At 64.4% G+C, this 17,981-nt stretch carries 15 protein-coding genes; 8 read left to right on the plus strand and 7 right to left on the minus strand.

Translation table 11 applies throughout. The features are described from left to right. Positions 1-4: 4 nt before the first annotated feature. Positions 5-910: a LysR family transcriptional regulator gene (locus tag ASD58_RS10710; protein WP_057261111.1), complete on the minus strand. Its 906-nt coding sequence runs from the start codon at positions 908-910 to the stop codon at positions 5-7. Between the two features lie 96 nt (positions 911-1,006). On the opposite strand from ASD58_RS10710, the gene ASD58_RS10715 reads away from it, so the two are divergent. Beyond that, the gene (locus ASD58_RS10715; RefSeq protein WP_057261112.1) at positions 1,007-1,867 is read left to right on the plus strand and encodes a pirin family protein; all 861 of its coding nucleotides are present in this window, start codon (positions 1,007-1,009) and stop codon (positions 1,865-1,867) included. Positions 1,868-1,880: 13 nt separating this feature from the next. Further along, positions 1,881-2,558, plus strand: coding sequence for an isochorismatase family protein (locus ASD58_RS10720; RefSeq protein ID WP_057261113.1), 678 nt, complete (start codon positions 1,881-1,883; stop codon positions 2,556-2,558). A 9-nt stretch (positions 2,559-2,567) separates the two neighbouring features. On the opposite strand, the gene ASD58_RS10725 is transcribed toward ASD58_RS10720, so the two are convergent. Next, positions 2,568-2,906 (minus strand): hypothetical protein, encoded by a 339-nt coding sequence (locus ASD58_RS10725; RefSeq protein WP_057261114.1) that lies wholly within the window; start codon positions 2,904-2,906, stop codon positions 2,568-2,570. 145 nt (positions 2,907-3,051) lie between these two features. Here ASD58_RS10725 and ASD58_RS10730 point away from each other — a divergent pair, with 145 nt between their 5' ends. Further along, positions 3,052-3,453 (plus strand): hypothetical protein, encoded by a 402-nt coding sequence (locus tag ASD58_RS10730; RefSeq protein WP_057261115.1) that lies wholly within the window; start codon positions 3,052-3,054, stop codon positions 3,451-3,453. On the opposite strand, the gene ASD58_RS10735 is transcribed toward ASD58_RS10730, so the two are convergent. From ASD58_RS10735 to def, 3 genes are read right to left on the minus strand one after another with little or no spacing between them, the layout of a single operon-like run. Beyond that, complete coding sequence (locus tag ASD58_RS10735) at positions 3,435-4,331, minus strand: LysR family transcriptional regulator (RefSeq protein WP_057261116.1); 897 nt, start codon at positions 4,329-4,331, stop codon at positions 3,435-3,437. The two genes, ASD58_RS10730 and ASD58_RS10735, sit on opposite strands and share 19 nt — an antisense overlap. Then, the gene (gene fmt / locus ASD58_RS10740; protein ID WP_057261117.1) at positions 4,332-5,288 is read right to left on the minus strand and encodes a methionyl-tRNA formyltransferase; all 957 of its coding nucleotides are present in this window, start codon (positions 5,286-5,288) and stop codon (positions 4,332-4,334) included. Positions 5,289-5,304: 16 nt separating this feature from the next. Continuing rightward, the gene (gene def, locus ASD58_RS10745; RefSeq protein ID WP_057261118.1) at positions 5,305-5,844 is read right to left on the minus strand and encodes a peptide deformylase; all 540 of its coding nucleotides are present in this window, start codon (positions 5,842-5,844) and stop codon (positions 5,305-5,307) included. 175 nt (positions 5,845-6,019) lie between these two features. Between def and ASD58_RS10750 the strand changes: the two genes are divergently transcribed. The 5 genes from ASD58_RS10750 to ASD58_RS10770 all read left to right on the plus strand — a co-directional run bounded on the left by ASD58_RS10750 (position 6,020) and on the right by ASD58_RS10770 (position 13,779). After that, complete coding sequence (locus tag ASD58_RS10750) at positions 6,020-7,117, plus strand: LysM peptidoglycan-binding domain-containing protein (protein WP_057261119.1); 1,098 nt, start codon at positions 6,020-6,022, stop codon at positions 7,115-7,117. 5 nt (positions 7,118-7,122) lie between these two features. Next, on the plus strand, positions 7,123-8,352 hold the full coding sequence (dprA, locus tag ASD58_RS10755; RefSeq protein ID WP_057261120.1) for a DNA-processing protein DprA: 1,230 nt from the start codon (positions 7,123-7,125) through the stop codon (positions 8,350-8,352). 49 nt (positions 8,353-8,401) lie between these two features. Then, entirely contained in the window at positions 8,402-8,866 is a 465-nt protein-coding gene (locus ASD58_RS10760; protein ID WP_057261121.1) for a DUF494 family protein, read from the plus strand. A 146-nt stretch (positions 8,867-9,012) separates the two neighbouring features. Next, a complete protein-coding gene (locus tag ASD58_RS10765) occupies positions 9,013-11,691 on the plus strand; it encodes a DNA topoisomerase III (protein WP_057261122.1) in 2,679 nt (892 codons plus the stop codon). A 42-nt stretch (positions 11,692-11,733) separates the two neighbouring features. Further along, a complete protein-coding gene (locus ASD58_RS10770; protein ID WP_156401233.1) occupies positions 11,734-13,779 on the plus strand; it encodes an alpha/beta hydrolase domain-containing protein in 2,046 nt (681 codons plus the stop codon). On the opposite strand, the gene ASD58_RS10775 is transcribed toward ASD58_RS10770, so the two are convergent. Both ASD58_RS10775 and ASD58_RS10780 read right to left on the minus strand, forming a co-directional pair. Further along, positions 13,758-15,392 (minus strand): hypothetical protein, encoded by a 1,635-nt coding sequence (locus ASD58_RS10775; RefSeq protein ID WP_057261124.1) that lies wholly within the window; start codon positions 15,390-15,392, stop codon positions 13,758-13,760. The genes ASD58_RS10770 and ASD58_RS10775 overlap by 22 nt on opposite strands. Continuing rightward, entirely contained in the window at positions 15,385-17,979 is a 2,595-nt protein-coding gene (locus ASD58_RS10780) for an insulinase family protein (RefSeq protein WP_057261125.1), read from the minus strand. The genes ASD58_RS10775 and ASD58_RS10780 overlap by 8 nt, the downstream gene beginning before the upstream one ends. Positions 17,980-17,981 lie beyond the last annotated feature (2 nt).

A 17,981-nucleotide genomic window follows, 5' to 3' on the forward strand; every position in this document is an offset into this window, starting at 1 on the left:
GATTTCATTCTTCGGAGATGGCGGCGTAGCGTTCGGCCAGGTAGTCGAGCAGGGCGCGCACCGAGGGCAGCATGCCGCGCCGGGAAGGGTAGACGGCATGGATTACCTCGCGCCGAGGGGCCCAGTCGGGCAGCAGGCGCACCAGGGCGCCTGTGGCCAGTTGTTCCTTCACCATCAATAGAGGCAGCTGGACCACGCCCACCCCGGCCACGGCGGCGTTGCGCAGGGCGATCATGTCGGTGGTGATGAAGCGCGGCTGGTGGAATACCGTGGCCTGGGCGCCGCCGGGCCCGAACAGCTCCCAGCTATGGGTCTGTTGCGGCTGGCCGAGGCCGAGGCTGGGCCAGCCAGTCAGGGCGGCGGGAGCGGAAGGCATGCCCATGCGCTCCACCAGCGCCGGGCTGGCAGCCAGGCAGATGGCGCGGTCGGCCAATTGCCGCACGATTAACTCGCTGTCTTCCAGCGGCAGCGGGCGCACGCGGATCGCCACGTCGATGCCTTCCGCCACCAGGTCCACGCGGCGGTTGCTGGCTTCGAGCTGCACCTGCACCTTGGGGTTGGCGGCCATGAAGCCGGCCAGGATGTCGCCCACGTTCACATGCAGCAGGGCCACCGGGCAGGTAAGCCGCACTGTGCCGGTGGGCTCGCTGCGCAGGGCGACGATGGCGTCCTGCGCCGCCTCCGCTTCCACCAGCATGGCTTTGCAATGCTCGTAAAACGTCTGGCCTACCTCGGTCACGGTGAACTGGCGCGTGGTCCGGTGCACCAGGCGCACGCCAAGCCGCTCCTCCAGCAGGGCGATGCGGCGGCTGAGTTTTGATTTCGGCATGCCGAGCGCGCGGCCGGCTGGCGCAAAACCCCCATGTTCGACTGCCTGGGCGAAGTAATACAGGTCGTTGAGATCTTCCATCGTTCTAAAAGTAGGACTGTGAGTCGTAATTTAGCAGACTACCGGCACCGTCGTCCTGAAATTAAGCTGTCTTCATCACATACGAAGGAGATGGCAATGAAACGAGTCCTCGGCATCTACGGCGCACAAGCCCCTCACTGGGTGGGCGACGGCTTCCCGGTGCGTTCCCTCTTTAACTACCGCAGCCACGGCAAGCAAGCCAGCCCATTCCTGATGCTGGACTATGCCGGCCCGGCCAGGTTCGAACCCTCGACCGAGCCACGCGGCGTTGGCTCGCACCCGCACCGCGGTTTCGAGACCGTGACCATCGTCTACCAGGGCGAGGTTGCGCACCGCGATTCGACCGGCGAAGGCGGCTTGATCGGCCCTGACGACGTGCAATGGATGACCGCCGGCTCCGGGATCCTGCACGACGAATTCCACTCGCCTGAATTTACCCGCAAAGGCGGCGTGCTGGAGATGGTGCAGCTCTGGGTCAACCTGCCTGCCGGCGACAAGATGACCCGGCCCGGCTACCAGGCCATTACCGCCGACACCATTCCGACCGTCGACTTGCCGGATGGCGCGGGCCAGGTGCGGGTGATCGCGGGCGAATTCGACGACCAGTGGGGGCCAGCACATACGCACAGCCAGATGCATGTGTGGGATATGCGCCTGAAGCAGGGCGGCACCACGCCATTGCTGCTGACGGCCGGCTGGAACGCGATGCTGGTTGTTTTGCGCGGCACGGTGCTGGTCAATGGCGAAAGCATCGCCCGCGAAGCGCAGTTGGTGGTGCTTGATGCAGAGGGCCAGAACGCGGTGATCGAAGCGAACTCGGACGCCACGCTGCTGGTCCTGTCCGGGCAGCCGATTGATGAACCGATTGTCGGCCACGGTCCCTTCGTCATGAACACCGAACAGGAAATTGTGGCAGCGATCAACGATTTTAACCAGGGCCGTTTTGGCCAGCACTAAGAGGAGACTTACCATGAGCACCCCAGCAAACTTCAACGGCCAGCGCCCAGTCATCGATCCAGCCGATACCGCCATGCTGCTGATCGACCACCAGAGCGGCTTATTCCAGACGGTGGGCGACATGCCAATGCCGGAACTGCGCACACGGGCAGCGGCGCTGGCGAGGATGGCGACACTGGCCAAGCTGCCGGTGATCACCACGGCCTCGGTGCCGCAAGGCCCGAACGGCCCGCTGATCCCGGAAATCCACGAGAACGCGCCGCACGCAAAATACGTGGCGCGCCGCGGCGAGATCAACGCATGGGATAACCCGGACTTTGTGGCAGCCGTGAAGGCGACAGGGCGCAAGACCCTGATCATCGCCGGCACCATCACCAGCGTGTGCATGGCTTTCCCGTCGATTGCCGCTGCCTACGACGGCTATCGCGTGTTTGCCGTGGTCGACGCTTCAGGCACCTACAGCAAGATGGCGCAGGAAATCACCCTGACGCGGGTGGTGCAGGCTGGCGTGGTGCCGATCGATACGGCGGGCGTGGCATCCGAACTGCAGCAGACCTGGAACCGTGAAGATGCCGCCGAATGGGCGCAGGTATACACCAGGATCTTCCCGGCCTACCAGCTGCTGATCGAGAGCTACGGCAAAGCCCAGCAAGTGGTGCAAGACCACGAGCAGCTCGACTCGCAGCGCTAGGCCTGCGGCTTACTTGCACTTGCCCCGCAGTTTGGCGATGCCGACGAAGGGCAGGGCGAGTACGCCGCTCAGGGGGATGAAGAGTATTACCGGAGGCTGGCGTTTCAAGCCTTCCGAATGCAGACAATCCGGCACCTCGGCCTCCTTGAACGCGAGGTCGAGACGCCGGGCCTGTTCACCGCCCGTGAAATCGGCGGTCGGCTGTGCGCTCGGCGCCGGCGCTTGCGCCGCCGCTTCGCGTACCGCCTGCTGGACTGCCGGATCGTCAAAGCGCCCCAGCGATACGTCTGGTTTGGCGAAGCCGGGCAGGCAAGCGAACAGGCAAGTCAACAAAAGGACACGGCGCATGGTCTTTACTGGAATTGCATTTCCGATAATTCTAGCGTGATTTGTGCTGGATTTGCACAAATCATGTGTTGCCAGACTGCTACTAAACCTCGACTGGCCCGCCTAAGATGACTCCATCAACCAACCACTTTGAAGGAGCTTCAAAATGCCTATCCTGAACATCACCGTCAGCGGCACCCCAGAACAAGTGCCTGCCAAAAAAGTCTCCAACATCTTGATGAAGCACACCGGCGACATCCTGCACAAGGCTCCGGCGCTGACCGCCATCGCGGTGCATTACACGCCGCGCGAGCAGTGGTTTGTCGGCGGCGAATCGCTGGTGGAGCTGGGCAAGGCGAGCTTCTTCTTCGACATCAAGGTGACCGACGAAACCAATACCGCCAACGAAAAGTCGGCCTATATCGCTGCGGTCTACAAGGATTTGCAGGAACTGCTCGGGGAGCTGCATGAAGTCAGCTACATCCATATCGATGACGCGCGGCCGGCCGCGTGGGGCTGGGGCGGCCTCACGCAGCAATTCCGTGCAGTTCAGAAGATGTTGATATAAACGCCGGCAGCGTAATCGACAAAGGCACGCACCTTGGGCGACAGGTGGCGGTTCTGCGGGTACAGGGCATACAGCTCGCGCGGCTTCGGCGTGTAGCCGGGCAGGACTTCCACCAGCGCGCCGCGCGCCAGCTCTTCGCGCACGATGAAGGCGGCGGCGTTGGCAATGCCGACGCCTGCCACCGCCGCGGCACGAAGGGCAATATTGGTGTTGGCTTGCAGCGAGCCGCGCACTGCGACGGCGTGCTCGGAACCATCCGGCCCCGCCAGCGTCCATTCATTGGCGCGCGCGGCTGCCGTGTAGAGCAGGCAGTTGTGCTGCGCCAGCTCGTCCGGCACGGCGGGGGCGCCATGCGCCCGCAAGTAATCGGGGCTCGCCACGAGCAGCACCTTGCTGGTCGCCAGGCGGCGCGCGACCAGCGTGGAATCCGGCAGCTCGCGTGCCAGGCGCAGGGCGACATCGAAACCATCCTCTATCAGATCCACCATGCGGTCGTTGCACACCAGGTCAACCTGCACACCCGGGTAGCGGGATATGAAGCCGGGCAGCCATTGCGCCACCTCGATAGTACCGAAGGCCATCGGCGCGTTGATGCGCAGGACGCCGGTGGGCTCGGCCTGGTGGCGGCCGATATTGCGGTCGGCGTCGTCCAGCAGGTCGAGTACCTCACGGGTCGATTCGTAATAATCGCGGCCAGCATCGGTCAGGGCGAAGCGGCGCGTGGTGCGGTTCAGGAGCTGGGCGCCGAGGTGTTCTTCGAGCTGGCGCACCTGGCGCGAAACAATGGTGTGGGAAATGCCGAGGGCATCGGCGGCAGCGGTAAAGCTGCCCAGTTCAACAACGCGGCGAAGCGCGCGCAGCGCCGCGAGTTGGTCCATTTACTGGAAGCGCTGCCCGTCGAGCGGGAAGCCTTTGATGAATTCAGCGGCAGGCAGGCGCTTGCCGCCGGGTTTTTGCAACTGCGTCAGTCGCAGCGCACCTTCGCCGCAAGCGACGATGATGCCGTGCTGCGCGTCCGCGGCGACCACCTGGCCAGCGGCGGCGCTGCTGCCCTGCTCCAGCACTTCAGCGCCCCACAGCTTGATCACCGTGCCATTCACCTCGCCATGGGCGCCCGGGAAGGGATTGAAGGCGCGGATCTTGCGGCTGATTTCGCGTGCCGGCAGGGTGAAGTCCAGTGCGGCTTCTTCTTTCAGGATCTTGTTGGCGTAGGTGACGCCTTGTTCCGGCTGCGGCACGGCTTCCACCACGCCTTGTTCCATCTTGTGCAACACCTTGACCATCATCTGGGCGCCCATGGCGGCCAGCTTGTCGTGCAGGGTGGCTGTGGTGTCCTGCGGCGTGATCGGCGTGCGTTCGATCAGCAGCATGGGGCCGGTGTCCAGGCCTTCTTCCATTTCCATGATGGTGACGCCGGTCTCGGCATCGCCCGATTCGATCGCGCGGTGGATCGGGGCGGCGCCGCGCCAGCGCGGCAGCAGCGAGCCATGGATATTCAGACAAGGCTTGATGTCGAGGGTGGAGCGCGGCAGGATCAGGCCATAGGCCGCCACTACCATCACGTCGTAATCGGTGGCCAGCAGGCGCTCGTGGGCGGCCTTGGCTTCCGCCGCGCGTTGCGGGTCCTTGGCGTCCGTGCGCAGCGACAGGGGCTGCAACACCTCGATGCCGTGCTTGACAGCGTATTGCTTGACCGCCGACGGCTGCAACTGCATGCCGCGGCCGGCCGGGCGATCAGGCTGGGTCAGTACCAGGGGAATCTCGAAACCTGCTTCGTGCAGGGCCTGGAGGGCGACGGCCGCAAACTCAGGCGTGCCCGCGAAGATCACTTTCATGCTTCCCCCGCTGGTATCAGTAACGGCGACCTGCGGCGCGCAGCGCTTCTTCGCGCTGGATGCCACGTTCTTCTTTTTGCAGTTTGGTCTTGATACGATTGCGTTTCAAGGGAGACAGGTATTCGACGAATACTTTGCCTTTCAGGTGATCCATTTCGTGCTGGATGCAGACTGCCAGCAGGCCGTCGGCGTCGACTTCGAACGGTTCGCCTTTGACGTTGTAAGCACGCACTTTCACTGCCGAAGGGCGCTCGACGCCGTCGTACACGCCCGGCACGGACAGGCAGCCCTCGTCGTAAACCTGTTTTTCCTCGCTCGACCACAGGATTTCCGGGTTGATGAAGGCGGTCAGGCCGGTTTTGTCTTCGGTAACGTCAATGATGACAATTTGCTCATGCACGTCCACCTGGGTTGCGGCCAGGCCGATGCCCGGTGCGTCGTACATGGTTTCTGCCATGTCTTCCACCAGTTTGGCCAGGCGCTCGTCGAACACGGCAACAGGTTTCGCAATTTTGTGCAGGCGAGGGTCCGGGTAGCGGAGAATATTCAGTTTCACGGGAGAATCTTAGTTAAACGACAATGATTGTGCGGTAAATGGCGCATATTATGCGTGCACGATTGCTTCTGTGACACGAATTCCTTGCTTGATCAGGGTAATATGGGCAGAATTTGATTTCAGTGAGGCAAGCCTTTGTGGCCTTCCGTCATTGCCGCACCTAACGGATATATCAATGAAAAATTTTAGCACAAGCAGCAGCCGCCTGTTGGCCGCAGCCCTGTTTTGCGGTGTGACGGCCGTTCCGGCCCACGCCAAGACCATCGTCTGTGAATTTAAGCCGAACGCACCGGATAGCCATACCGTCGTCAAAGGCGATACCCTGTGGGGTATCTCCGGAACCTTCCTCGACAAGCCTTGGTGCTGGCCGCAGGTTTGGGGCATGAATAAAGAAGAAATCGCGAATCCGCACTGGATCTATCCAGGGCAGATCGTCTGGTTCGACCGCGAAGCCGGCCGACTGCGCCTTGGCAACAAGGTCGGCGGCGATGGCACGGCCGGCGATATGCGCCTTGGCCCGCAACTGCGGACCGAAGGCCTGGGCAAGGATGCCGTCCAGTCGATCCCGTCCGGCGCAATCGAACCGTTCCTGACCCAACCCCTGATCATCGAAGAAGATGAACTCAAAAACGCACCGCGCATCATTGCGACGCGCGGCGCCCGCGTGTTCATCGGCAAGGACGATAAAGCCTATGTCCGCGGCGACCTGAAAGGCAGCACCTCGTTCCAGGTGTTCCGCCCAGGTAAGCCGCTGAAAGACCCGGTCACCAAGAAGGTGGTTGCGCTGGAAGCGTTCTACCTCGGTACCCTGAAGCTGGAAGCTCCGGCCGAAGCGGGCAGCGACGTGCATACCTTCGTCGTCGCCAGCGCCAAGGAAGAAATGGGCAAGGGCGACTTGCTGATGGCAATGCCGCCAATGCCGATGCAGAACTATGTTCCGCATCCGCCGGAAGTGGAAGTCAACGCCCACGTGCTGGCGGTGTACAACGGCGTCACGCACGCTGGCCAGAACCAGGTTGTCAGCATTAATCGCGGAAAGCTTGACGGACTCGATATCGGTTCCGTGCTGCAGCTATACCATAAGGGTGAAGTGGTGAGCGATCCGGGCGCGTCGAAAGGCCTGCTCAATCTGCGCAACCCGACGGTCAAGCTGCCGGATGAACGCGTGGGCAGCTTGTTTATCTTCCGCGTGTTCAAGCACGTGTCGTATGGCTTGATCATGCAGGTGACTGAACCAATCGTTGTGGGGGATGTCGCCAAGACAGCGGAGTAAATCCCATGGCCGTGCCAGTCACGGATGCCCCAACCCCCACCCGCCAGGACCTCGAGCGCCTGGCGATGTGGCTGCGCCTGGCGAACACGCCAGGCGTCGGCCGCCACACAGCCTTCAGGCTGCTCCAGCGTTACCACTCCCCCCAATCAGTTTTCACCGCCGCCAATGCCCGTCTTGCTGTGCCCCCGGCACAGGATGATGCCGCTCCGCTGCCCTTGCGCATGCTGACGCAGGCCGATGCGGATATCGCGCGCCCACTGCAGCGGGCTGGCGGCGATGGCGAAGACGACGTCTCGCTGGAACTTGCCCTCTGCCTTGCCGGCCCCATGCCGGAGCGGATATTCGCCATGGCGCAGGCCGCGCTGGAATGGGCTGCCCAGGAGGGCAACCACCTGGTCCTGTTTGGCGACCCGGAATACCCGCCGACCCTGAAGCACATCGCCGATCCACCGCTGCTGCTGTATGTCAAAGGCAAGCTGTCACTGCTCCAGCGCGAAGGTGTGGCGGTAGTGGGCGCTCGCAACTCCACCCTGCAAGGCAAGTCCAATGCGCGCCGGTTTGCACGCGTATTGAGTGAGGCCGGCATGCCGGTGGTCTCCGGCCTGGCACTGGGCATCGACGCCGCCGCGCATGAAGGCGGGATGGAAGGGGCGGGCGGCACTGTGGCGGTGATCGGCACCGGCATCGACCGTATCTACCCGCGCCGCAACGCCGCCCTGGCACGCCGTATCGCGGAGGAGGGCTGCCTGGTCAGCGAATTTGTCCTGGGCACGGCGGCGCGGGCCGAACATTTCCCGATCCGCAACCGCATCATCGCCGGCATGACGCGCGCCACGCTGGTGATCGAAGCTGCGGCGCGCTCCGGCTCGCTGATCACCGCGCATGCGGCAATGGACGCCGGCCGCGAAGTCCTGGTGCTGCCGGGCTCCGTGCTGTCGCCGCAGTCGGCCGGCTGCCATGCTCTAATAAGAGAAGGTGCGCGGCTGGTCGCAACGCCGGAGCACCTGCTGGAAGACCTGGGCCTGGCTGCGCCGGGCGAGGCAGCGATGCCAATGGACCAGGCCGCAGGCTGGCTGTTGGCTGCCCTGGGCCATGATCCGGTCGGTGCCGATGAGCTTGCTACAAGGTTGCAACTTCCGCCAAGTGACATGCAGGCAAGCTTGCTTGCCCTGGAGCTTGCGGGTGTGGTGGAAAGGCTGCCGGGCGGTGCTTTCCAGCGCCTGAAAGGCCCGTGAACCGCCGTTATGCTTGTGCCCGCCTCACAGATCCTGCTAAAGTAGCGCCATGTTTGACATCCTGGTTTACCTGTACGAGACCTATTACCGCCCTGATGCCTGCCCTGAACCCGCAGCATTGGCAAAGAAACTCTCCGCAGTCGGTTTCGACGATGTAGAGATTTCCGAGGCGCTGGTCTGGCTGAACGACCTCGCCGCCATGGCTGGCGTCGAGCAGTCGCTGACGGCCGCATCTTCTGGCACGCGCTTCTACGTGCGCCAGGAGCTGGACGTACTGGGCGCCCCTGCCGTCGGCTTTATCCAGTTCCTGGAGAGCGCCGGCCTGCTGTCCCCGCTGCAACGTGAAATCGTTATCGAACGCGCCCTGGCGCTGGACGAGGCCCCGGTGTCGCTGGGCAAGCTGAAGATCATCGTGCTGATGCTGCTGTGGAGCCAGGGCAAGGAACCGGACGCCCTGATGTTCGACGACCTGTTTGGCGCCGAAGAAGACCAGGCGCCACGTCTGTTGCACTAAGCACACTCTTGCCAGCGTTGCCCTGCGCCGGCCAATTCCGTAATAATATTCGCAGCGTGTGATGCATTCGCAGCATCACTTGGCATCGTTTACTTTCTAATGTTGTATGATGCGCGCTGCCGCATACACCGACGAGAACTATAAATATGAGTAAAGCCCTCATCATCGCTGAGAAACCTTCTGTCGCGAACGACATCGCGAAAGCCCTTGGCGGCTTCAGCAAGCACGATGAGTATTTCGAATCCGACGATTACGTGCTGTCTTCCGCAGTGGGCCACTTGCTGGAAATCGCCGTGCCTGAAGAGCACGACGTCAAGCGCGGCAAATGGACCTTCACCCATTTGCCGATGATCCCGCCGTACTTTGCGCTGAACCCGATCGCCAAGACGGAATCGCGCCTCAAGGTGCTGAACAAGCTGATCAAGCGCAAGGACGTCACCACCCTGATTAACGCATGCGACGCGGGCCGCGAAGGTGAACTGATCTTCCGCCTGATTGCGCAGAATGCGAAAGCCAAGCAACCGGTCAAGCGCCTGTGGCTGCAGTCGATGACGCCGAACGCGATCCGCGACGGCTTCACCCACCTGCGCAGCGACGACGAAATGCTGCCGCTGGCCGATGCTGCGCGCTGCCGCTCGGAAGCGGACTGGCTGATCGGCATCAACGGTACCCGCGCCATGACCGCCTTCAACTCGAAAGAGGGCGGCTTCTACCTGACCACCGTGGGCCGCGTGCAGACGCCGACCCTGTCGATCGTGGTCGAGCGCGAAGAGAAGATCAAGAGTTTCGTCTCGCGCGATTACTGGGAAGTGCGCGCCGAGTTCGTGTGCGCGGCCGGCATCTATGAAGGCCGCTGGCTGGACACCAACTTCAAGAAGGACGAAAACGATCCGGAGAAGCGCGCCGAGCGCCTGTGGAGCAAGACCGCCGCCGATACGATCGCGCTGGCTTGCAAGGGCAAGCAGGGCAATGTCACCGAGGAGTCCAAGCCGACCACCTCGATGTCGCCCGGCCTGTTCGACCTGACCTCGCTGCAGCGGGAAGCCAACTCGCGCTTCGGCTTTTCGGCCAAGAACACCCTGGGCCTGGCGCAGGCGCTGTACGAGAAGCACAAAGTGCTGACTTATCCGCGTACCGATTCGCGCCACCTGCCGGAAGACTACCTGCCGACCGTCAAGGACACGCTGGAAGTTCTCAAGGGAAGCAATAACTACAACCAGTTCGCCAAGCAGATCCTGGACAAAGGCTGGGTCAAGCCGAACAAGCGCATCTTCGACAACACGAAGATCAGCGACCACTTCGCGATCATCCCGACCGGCATCGTGCCGAAGAACCTGAGCGAGCCGGAACAGAAGCTGTACGACCTGGTGACCCGCCGCTTCATGGCGGTGTTCTTCCCGGCCGCGGAGTTCCTGGTCACCACCCGCTTCACTGAAGTGGCGGGCCACCAGTTCAAGACCGAAGGCAAGGTGATGACCAACCCGGGTTGGCTGGCGATCTACGGCAAGGATGCTGCGGGCGACGACGAGAAGGAAGGCGGCGGCGGCAACCTGGTGCCGGTGGCGAAGGGCGAGAAAGTCCTGACCGAGAAAGTCACGCCGAACGGCCTGGTGACCAAACCGCCCGCACGCTATACCGAAGCGACGCTGCTGTCGGCAATGGAAGGCGCGGGCAAGCTGGTCGACTCCGACGAACTGCGCGATGCCATGGCCGGCAAAGGCCTGGGCACGCCGGCGACCCGCGCAGCCATTATTGAGGGCCTGATCGGAGAGAAATACCTGCTGCGCGAAGGCCGCGAAATGATGCCGACCGCGAAAGCGTTCCAGCTCATGACGCTGCTGCGCGGCCTGGGCGTGAGCGAGCTGACCGCGCCGGAACTGACCGGCGAGTGGGAATACAAGCTGTCGCAAATGGAGAAGGGCAGGATCTCGCGTGAAGAATTCATGCGCGAAATCGCCCAGATGACCCAGATCATCGTCAAGCGCGCCAAGGAATACGACAACGACACCATTCCGGGCGATTACGCGACGCTGCATACGCCGTGCCCGAATTGCGCTGGCGTGGTCAAGGAAAACTACCGCCGCTTCGCCTGCACCAAGTGCGAATTCTCGATGACCAAGGTGCCTGGCGGCCGCCAGTTCGAAATCGAGGAAGTGGAACAACTGCTGCGCGACCGTACCATCGGCCCGCTGCAAGGCTTCCGCTCCAAGATGGGCCGTCCGTTCGCCGCCATTCTGCGCATCGTGAAGGATGAAGAAATCAAGAACTTCAAGCTGGAGTTCGATTTCGGCCAGAACGACGAGGAAGGGGAAGACGGCGAAGGCGTCGACTTCAGCGGCCAGACTCCGCTCGGCCCTTGCCCGAAATGCGCCGGCGGCGTGTACGAGATGGGCCTGGCCTATACCTGCGAAAACCAGGTGGCCAAGCCAAAGACTTGCGACTTCCGTTCCAGCCGCATCATCCTGCAACAGGAGATCCTGCCGGAGCAGATGGCCAAGCTGCTCAACGAAGGCAAGACCGACCTGCTGCCTGGCTTCATCTCGCAGCGTACCCGCCGGCCGTTCAAGGCCTTCCTGGTGCGCGGCAAGGACGGCAAGATCAGCTTCGAGTTCGAGGAGCGCAAGGCCAAGCCGGGCGCGGCCAAGAAAACGGCCGCGAAGGGCGACAGCGCGGAGGGCGCGGCCGAGGCAGCAGCAACTGCCAAGCCGGCCGCCAAGCCTGTCGCCAAGAAAGCCGCCGCGAAGAAGGCGCCAGCCAAAAAAGCTGCAGCCAAAAAGCCGGCAGCGAAAAAGGCAGCCGCCAAAAAAACCGCAGCAGCGGAATAAACCAACGGGACCGCGCGGTCCCGTTTTACTTTGTTCGACACCATGAAGAAATCCCGCTGGGCGGCGGTTGCTGCCACTCTGCTTGCAGCCGGTTCAACGCAGGCCGCCGTTGACCGCATCGAGATTACCGAGCGCGTGCCGTTCGCGCCGGGAGTCAAGTTCGGCGAAGCCGGCGAGTATGAGAAGCTGCGCGGCATCGCTTACTTCTCGCTCAATCCCAAGGCCACCGCCAACCTGCCTATCGTCGACCTGAAGCGCGCACCGCGCGACAAGCGCGGCATGGTGCGTTTCTCCAGCGAGTTCGTGCTGCTGCGCCCTGTGAGCGCCAAGACCGGCACCCTGGTGTACGACGTGAACAACCGCGGCAACATCGTGGTGCTGGGCCAGCTCAATGGCAAGGCGCCGAAGAACAACGATCCGGCCACGGCGGAAGATGCCGGCGACGGCTTCATGATGCGGCATGGCTTCAGCATGCTGTTCTCGGCCTGGACCTGGGATGTGGCGCCATCGCCCGCTGGCGTGCGGCCGCTGGTCTTCAAGGCGCCCGTGGTGAAAGGCCCGCGCGGCATGTCGGCCAATGAGTTCATCGTGGACGCGCCGGCCGAAGTGGCCAGCTATGCCGGCCTGCGCGGCATCGGCTACGAGCCTGCCACGCCGAACGACCCGGAAGCCGTGCTGACGGAGCGCACGCACCAGGGCGACATGCGCCGCCCGATCGACCGCAATCGCTGGGAGTTTGTGGCGCCGGAACAGCCGGGCGGCCCGGGCCGTATCAAGCTGCAGGGCGGTTTCCAGCCCGGCATGATTTACGAAGTGCGCTACGAGGCGAAAGACCCGCGCGTGACCGGCGCCGGCCTGGCTGGCATCCGCGATTTGCTGGCCTACTTCCGCGACAACCAGGTGGAAGGCGCTTCGCTGCCCAAGACCGTGCTGATGTTCGGCTACAGCCAGTCGGCACGCCTGATCGGCCGCATGCTGCATGACGGCCTGAATCTTGATGAGCAGGGCCGCATGGTATTCGACGGCGCCTTGCTCGAAGTGCCGGGCGCTGGCGGCTCGGGCGGCTTCAACAGCCGTTTCGTGCAGGTGACGCGCCACCCTTCGATGCTGGAAGAGCATGACTACCCGACCGACTCCTTCCCGTTCACCAGCACGCCGACGCGCGATCCGGTGACCGGCCGCCTGGCTTCTACGCTGGACCATGCAAAGGACAGGCAGGGCCGGCTGCCCAAGCTGCTGATCGCTAACACCTCGGCGGAATACTGGAACCGCGGTGCCTCGCTGGTGACTACCGCACCGGATGGCGTAGGCGACGTTGCCCCGGCCGCCAACGTGCGGGTGTACGGCTTGATGGGCGCACAGCATTACGTGGGCCGCTCGCCTGCCCGCGCCCCGTTCACCGCCTGCGTGTCGACCACCAACTATTACCTGCCTTTGCGCGCGCTGATGCTGGCGCTGGATGGCTGGACCAGCAAAGGCACGCCGCCGCCCGCCAGCGCCTATCCGCGCCTGGAAGACGGCTCCCTGGTTTCTGTGGAGGCTTACCGCAAGGCCTTTCCCGCCGTGCCGGGCCTGACGCCGCCGGAGCAGAACCTGCGCGAGCCGCGCCTTGACTACGGCGCACGCTTCCTGTCGCAGGGTATTGCCGACATGGTGCCGCCGGCGCAGAAGATGGCGTTCGAGACCCGCGTTCCGGCGCCAGACGCCGACGGCAACGACCGTGGCGGCGTGCGCCTGGTGGAGCTGCAGGCGCCGCTCGGCACCCATACCGGCTGGAACCTGCGCGCACCGGAAACCGGCTTCGCCTGGGCCACCTCGCGCTACGACGGCAGCTTCGTCCCGTTCGCCCGCACCGAAGCCGAACGCAAGGCCGCCAACGACCCGCGTCCAAGCCTGCAGTCGCGCTATGCCAATCGCGATGCCTTCATCGCGGCCACCCGCGCCGCCGCTGCGCGCCAGGTTGCCGCGCGCCTGCTGCTGCAGGAAGACGTCGAGCGCACCGTCACCGAGCGCGCTGGCCTGTACGACCGCATCCTGGCGCGCGACCCGGCCGACCAGAGCTGCAACTACCTGTTCGCCAACCCCTGAGCAGCAAACAGGTCAGGGCATTCCTTGGGGTGCGCCAGGTAGCCGCTCAGCCACTGGGCAACAGTCCCGGCGTTGGCGCAGATCGACGCATCGAAGCCGGTGCTTGCCAGCAAGGCGAGGCCATTGGGCTGTGCCAATACGCCCGGTTCCAGCTGCAGGCCGGCGTCGCCCGCCTGCACCCGTAGCGGCTGCAACTGGCGTTGCAGGATTGCCGCCAGCACCAGGTTGTGGGAAGAGACGATGACCAGAGCGGACTGCGCCAGCGCGTCGACCACGGCGGCGGCGGCGGCCACGGATTCCACGTGGTTGGTGCCGCGGAAGATTTCATCAATCAGGTAGACGCCGGAACAGGCAGCGCGGCTGGATGCCAGCATCTCGCGGCCGCGGCGCAATTCGGCCAGGTACAGGCTTTCCCCGCCGGCCATGGAATCTTCGATCTGGATGCTGGTGTACACCGGAGCCGCTGGGATAAGCGCCCGGCTGGCATAGCAGAAGCCCAGGCCGCGGCCGACGACCAGGTTGAGGCCTGCCGTGCGCAACAGGGTGCTCTTGCCGATGCCATTCTGCCCCGACAGGAAGGCGCCGCGTCCTTGCAGGCTGATGGAAAGTGCCTGGGCGCCCGGAAGCAGGGGATGCACCATCGCGGCCAGCTCCAGCGAGCCGTTGGCGCAGCGCTCGGCCCAGCAGATGCGGGGACCCTGGGCCAGGTGCTCCGCCACGGCCAGGTCGGCTTCCAGTTCCGCCAGTAATTCGTAACAGCGGCGCGCACTGTCCTGGTGGCGGCGCAGCACGGCCACCGCGCGGAAGTGGTGCTTGATGTTCGACAGCAGGAACCAATCCATGTACAGCATCAGGCCCGGCACCGCCGCCTCCAGCCGGGAGCGGCTCAGCCCGCTGCTCAGCTGGGCAATATCCGCGCGCAGCGCATCAAAGCCCGGTTGGCCCGCTTTGGCCAGCTCCAGCGCCGTGCGGCACATGATGCGCAAGGATTTGAGCTTGCGGTCGAACAGTTCGATGGCATTGAACCAGGTGGCTTGCAGCAGGAAGAACAGGACAATGATGCCTGCCAGGCCCAGCAGCCAGGCCAGGGAGTTGCTGATCGCGCCGCCAATGGCCAGCACGCCAAGTGCGCGGTACAGCCAGATGCCGCGCAGCCACCAGGGCTGGTGCGCATCCACCGGCTGGAATACCAGTCCGGACACTTCCTCTTCCAGCCGCCGCAATGGCTCCAGGGTTTTGCCCAGCATTTGCCGCTGCAGCGGAGCGCCGGCCAGTTGCCGATAGGCTTGCTGCGCGCGCGCCAGTTCTGTTTCGTCGGGACATTGTCGCAGGCGGCGCTGGATCGCCTGCTGGCCGAAGATGCTGCGGCCCTGTGCCAGGGTAGCGGCATACTTGGCCAGGTGCAGGTCGCGCCAGGTTTGCGCGTCGATGGCGCCGTCGTCCTGGCGCCGCGTGGCATGGTGCAGCGCCTCCAGTTCGTGGTCGGCAAACGGGAAGTCGTGGATGGCCTGGGGGGGCTGCAGGAAGCGGGCGATGACGCCCGCCGCACGCTGCCAGAATGGCGGCCGGGCCGGTTCAGGCACCTGCGCCGCCGGGGTGGAGACATCAATCATGTGCAAAGTGTTCCAAGTGGTCGGCCGCGTCCATGGCCAGGGGATGGAAGCCGCGCGCTCGCAGCGCGTCCAGCTCTCCCGGCGCCAGGTCGGCGGCGACAAAATAACTGGCGCAAGCTTGCAACAGGTAGCTTGCCGCACTGGCCAGGGCCTGCTGGCAGTCGAGGCCGGCAAGCTGGAGCCGCAGCCGGTCCAGCTTATCCTGCGCCAGGGTGGCCAGATTATACAGGGACAGAATGGCCAGGTTCAGCGCACAGTCATTGCCGGCCAGCCGATGCAGGCAGTTTTTCCGGTAGCGTTCGAAGTCGGCGGCCGAGACCTGGGCCAGGCACGCTTGCAGGGCGCCGGGCTGCAGGGCGGCGAGCTGGGTGAGGATGGCTGGCGTGCGATGCACTACGATGTACAGCTGGTCCTGGGCCAGGTCGACCGCCATGTAGGCACCGTAAGCGCCATCGCGGTCGCGCAGGATGGGGGCCAGGTAGCGTTCGTTGATAGCATCGGCCAGGGCGCACACAGCGGCGTACTGCGCCAAGCGGCCCGGATCGAGCGCCATCTTCATGATGATGACCGGCTCGTAGCCGCTGCCGCTGACCAGTTGCAGCGGCGCCGGCGCGGGTGCCAGCGCTTGGCGGCTGGCGCCAGCCAACCAGTCTTGCCGGTGCATGGCCGCCTGCATGCCGGCACGCAGCTGTTCCTGCCCGGCCTGGTCGTCAATGGCGAACACCAGTTGCGGCAGCTTGATCAACTGCCCGGCCAATTGCCGCAGGGCGGCCACATGGTTGGCGCGCTCCGCCGGAACCTGCAAGACATGATCGAGAAACGCCAGCTGCGGTGCGCCGCTCCACAAGCGGCTGGCAGCGGCGGCGGCGGCGGCGCTGGCCGAGCATTGCTGCAAGCCCAGGGCCAGCGGCGATTGCAGCAACTGCGCCTTGAGCGCATGCACGAGCCCGTCGTCCAGCGTCAGGCTGCCGGACAGGGAGAGCAGCACTTGTCCCAGGGCTTGGGCGAAGTCGTCGGCTTGCCAGCGGCGCCGCGCCAACCGGCGCGCCTTGCAGGCGGCGACCAGTATGTGCTGGTCGTTGCCGACCGCATAGGCGAACAGGAAGCCGCTGAATGCCGGCAAGCCCAGTTCCGTCGCGCGCGCTTCCAGGCAGCGCAGAAGCAGCGGAACATAGCGCAGCTCGGCGCCTGCCAGGCTGGTCAGGTTGTACAGTTGGTGGCAATAGGTGACGCCGTTGGTGACGATGGGAAGGGGCGCCGCGCCCGGGCCGGACCGGGCCGGCGTTGCACTGGCGGCAGCCGCGCCGGCCCGCACCAGCCGTGCCGCCAGGCGACGCTCGTGTGCTTCGATGTCTTGCCGGCGACGGCCGGCCGGGGCCAGTTCCAGCACATGCGGGTCATTGTCCTGGAACAGTTCGCTCAGTTCGCCAAACAGCGTGGCGCGGTCGGCGTAGCGTTCCAGGCAGTGCGCCAGGTCCTGCTCCAGCGAATGAAAGGCAGGCGCACGCCCGTCGCGCTCGAAGCGGATAAATTGCAGCAAGTCCGTTGGCGTATGCGAATTATTCGACGACATGACCTCGCGTAAATCCATTTCCTTGGCTTCGAGGGCCTGGCTGATGTCCAGCGCCTGCGCCTGGGCGCCGAACACCTGGCGCACCAGGGCCGCCAGGCGGCCCGGCAAGGCGCTATCGTCGCTGGCGGCCGACTCCAGCGTCAGTGCCAGGTAGAGTTGCGGCCCGATTGCCTGCACTCCGCTGAACTGTGCTGCCAGCGGGGCGGCGTGGCGCGCACAGACGGCCTGGAACAACGGCAGGAATTGTTCATAGACGATCTCCACCGCCCATGACAGGCAGCGTATCCTGGTATCGCTGAGATGGCCGAGCGGGAACAGCAGGCGGCGATAGGTGGGCGCCGCCGCATCGCTGCCGGCAATATAGTGCTGGCCTTCGCGGCTGCGCAGGCGGCGCGTGGCCGGCTCCGCCTGCGGGGAGGCGCCGGCAGGCAAGGCCGGCAGCGCGCGGCAGGCATCCGGGCCGCGCGTGACCACAATACAATTTTCGGGCCGCAGGAAGCGGCGCCGAAAGGCGGCAAGCTGCGGCAGGCGCAGGCGCCGCACGCATTCCGGATCGCCGCCCGGCTCGTAGGCCAGCGGCTGGCCTGGAAAGAGCAGGTTGCTGGTTGCCTTGGCGAGCTGGCGGGAGCGCGTGTAATACACACCCTTCATCTCGTTGTAGACAACCCCGCCGGCGCTATCTCCCTGCCAGTGGAAGCACTCTTGCCGGAACAATGCGGCATCGAGCTCTTGCACCAGCGCGGCATCCAACAGCGTTGCCAGCGCGTGCTCGAAGCTGGCGCGGGTACGGCAGGTGAAATAGAAAGCCAGGTGTTCCGCGTCCGTAATGGCATTGACCTTCAGCTCGGGGAATTGCTGGGGCAAAGCATAAAAGGAACTGCCATGCGCCGTCCTGGTCATGCCGACCATGTGTTCCAGGACGTGCGCCACGCCGGAATCGTCATCCAGCTGCAGGGGGAAATAGACGACGGCGGAGTAGCCGCGCGCGGCGGCCGGCAGGTCAAAGTGCTGCATGC

It is taken from the genome of Duganella sp. Root1480D1, assembly GCF_001427305.1.
GTDB lineage: Bacteria > Pseudomonadota > Gammaproteobacteria > Burkholderiales > Burkholderiaceae_D > Rugamonas.

Excerpts from the sequence above, each read along its gene's own strand:
- ASD58_RS10770 (WP_156401233.1), top strand. The coding sequence starts at position 11,734 with ATGAAGAAATCCCGCTGGGCGGCGGTTGCTGCCACTCTGCTTGCAGCC.
- ASD58_RS10735 (WP_057261116.1), bottom strand. The coding sequence starts at position 4,331 with ATGGACCAACTCGCGGCGCTGCGCGCGCTTCGCCGCGTTGTTGAACTG.
- ASD58_RS10765 (WP_057261122.1), top strand. The coding sequence starts at position 9,013 with ATGAGTAAAGCCCTCATCATCGCTGAGAAACCTTCTGTCGCGAACGAC.
- ASD58_RS10720 (WP_057261113.1), top strand. The coding sequence starts at position 1,881 with ATGAGCACCCCAGCAAACTTCAACGGCCAGCGCCCAGTCATCGATCCA.
- ASD58_RS10725 (WP_057261114.1), bottom strand. The coding sequence starts at position 2,906 with ATGCGCCGTGTCCTTTTGTTGACTTGCCTGTTCGCTTGCCTGCCCGGC.
- ASD58_RS10730 (WP_057261115.1), top strand. The coding sequence starts at position 3,052 with ATGCCTATCCTGAACATCACCGTCAGCGGCACCCCAGAACAAGTGCCT.
- ASD58_RS10780 (WP_057261125.1), bottom strand. The coding sequence starts at position 17,979 with ATGCAGCACTTTGACCTGCCGGCCGCCGCGCGCGGCTACTCCGCCGTC.
- fmt (WP_057261117.1), bottom strand. The coding sequence starts at position 5,288 with ATGAAAGTGATCTTCGCGGGCACGCCTGAGTTTGCGGCCGTCGCCCTC.
- dprA (WP_057261120.1), top strand. The coding sequence starts at position 7,123 with ATGGCCGTGCCAGTCACGGATGCCCCAACCCCCACCCGCCAGGACCTC.
- ASD58_RS10750 (WP_057261119.1), top strand. The coding sequence starts at position 6,020 with ATGAAAAATTTTAGCACAAGCAGCAGCCGCCTGTTGGCCGCAGCCCTG.
- ASD58_RS10760 (WP_057261121.1), top strand. The coding sequence starts at position 8,402 with ATGTTTGACATCCTGGTTTACCTGTACGAGACCTATTACCGCCCTGAT.
- ASD58_RS10710 (WP_057261111.1), bottom strand. The coding sequence starts at position 910 with ATGGAAGATCTCAACGACCTGTATTACTTCGCCCAGGCAGTCGAACAT.
- ASD58_RS10715 (WP_057261112.1), top strand. The coding sequence starts at position 1,007 with ATGAAACGAGTCCTCGGCATCTACGGCGCACAAGCCCCTCACTGGGTG.
- ASD58_RS10775 (WP_057261124.1), bottom strand. The coding sequence starts at position 15,392 with ATGATTGATGTCTCCACCCCGGCGGCGCAGGTGCCTGAACCGGCCCGG.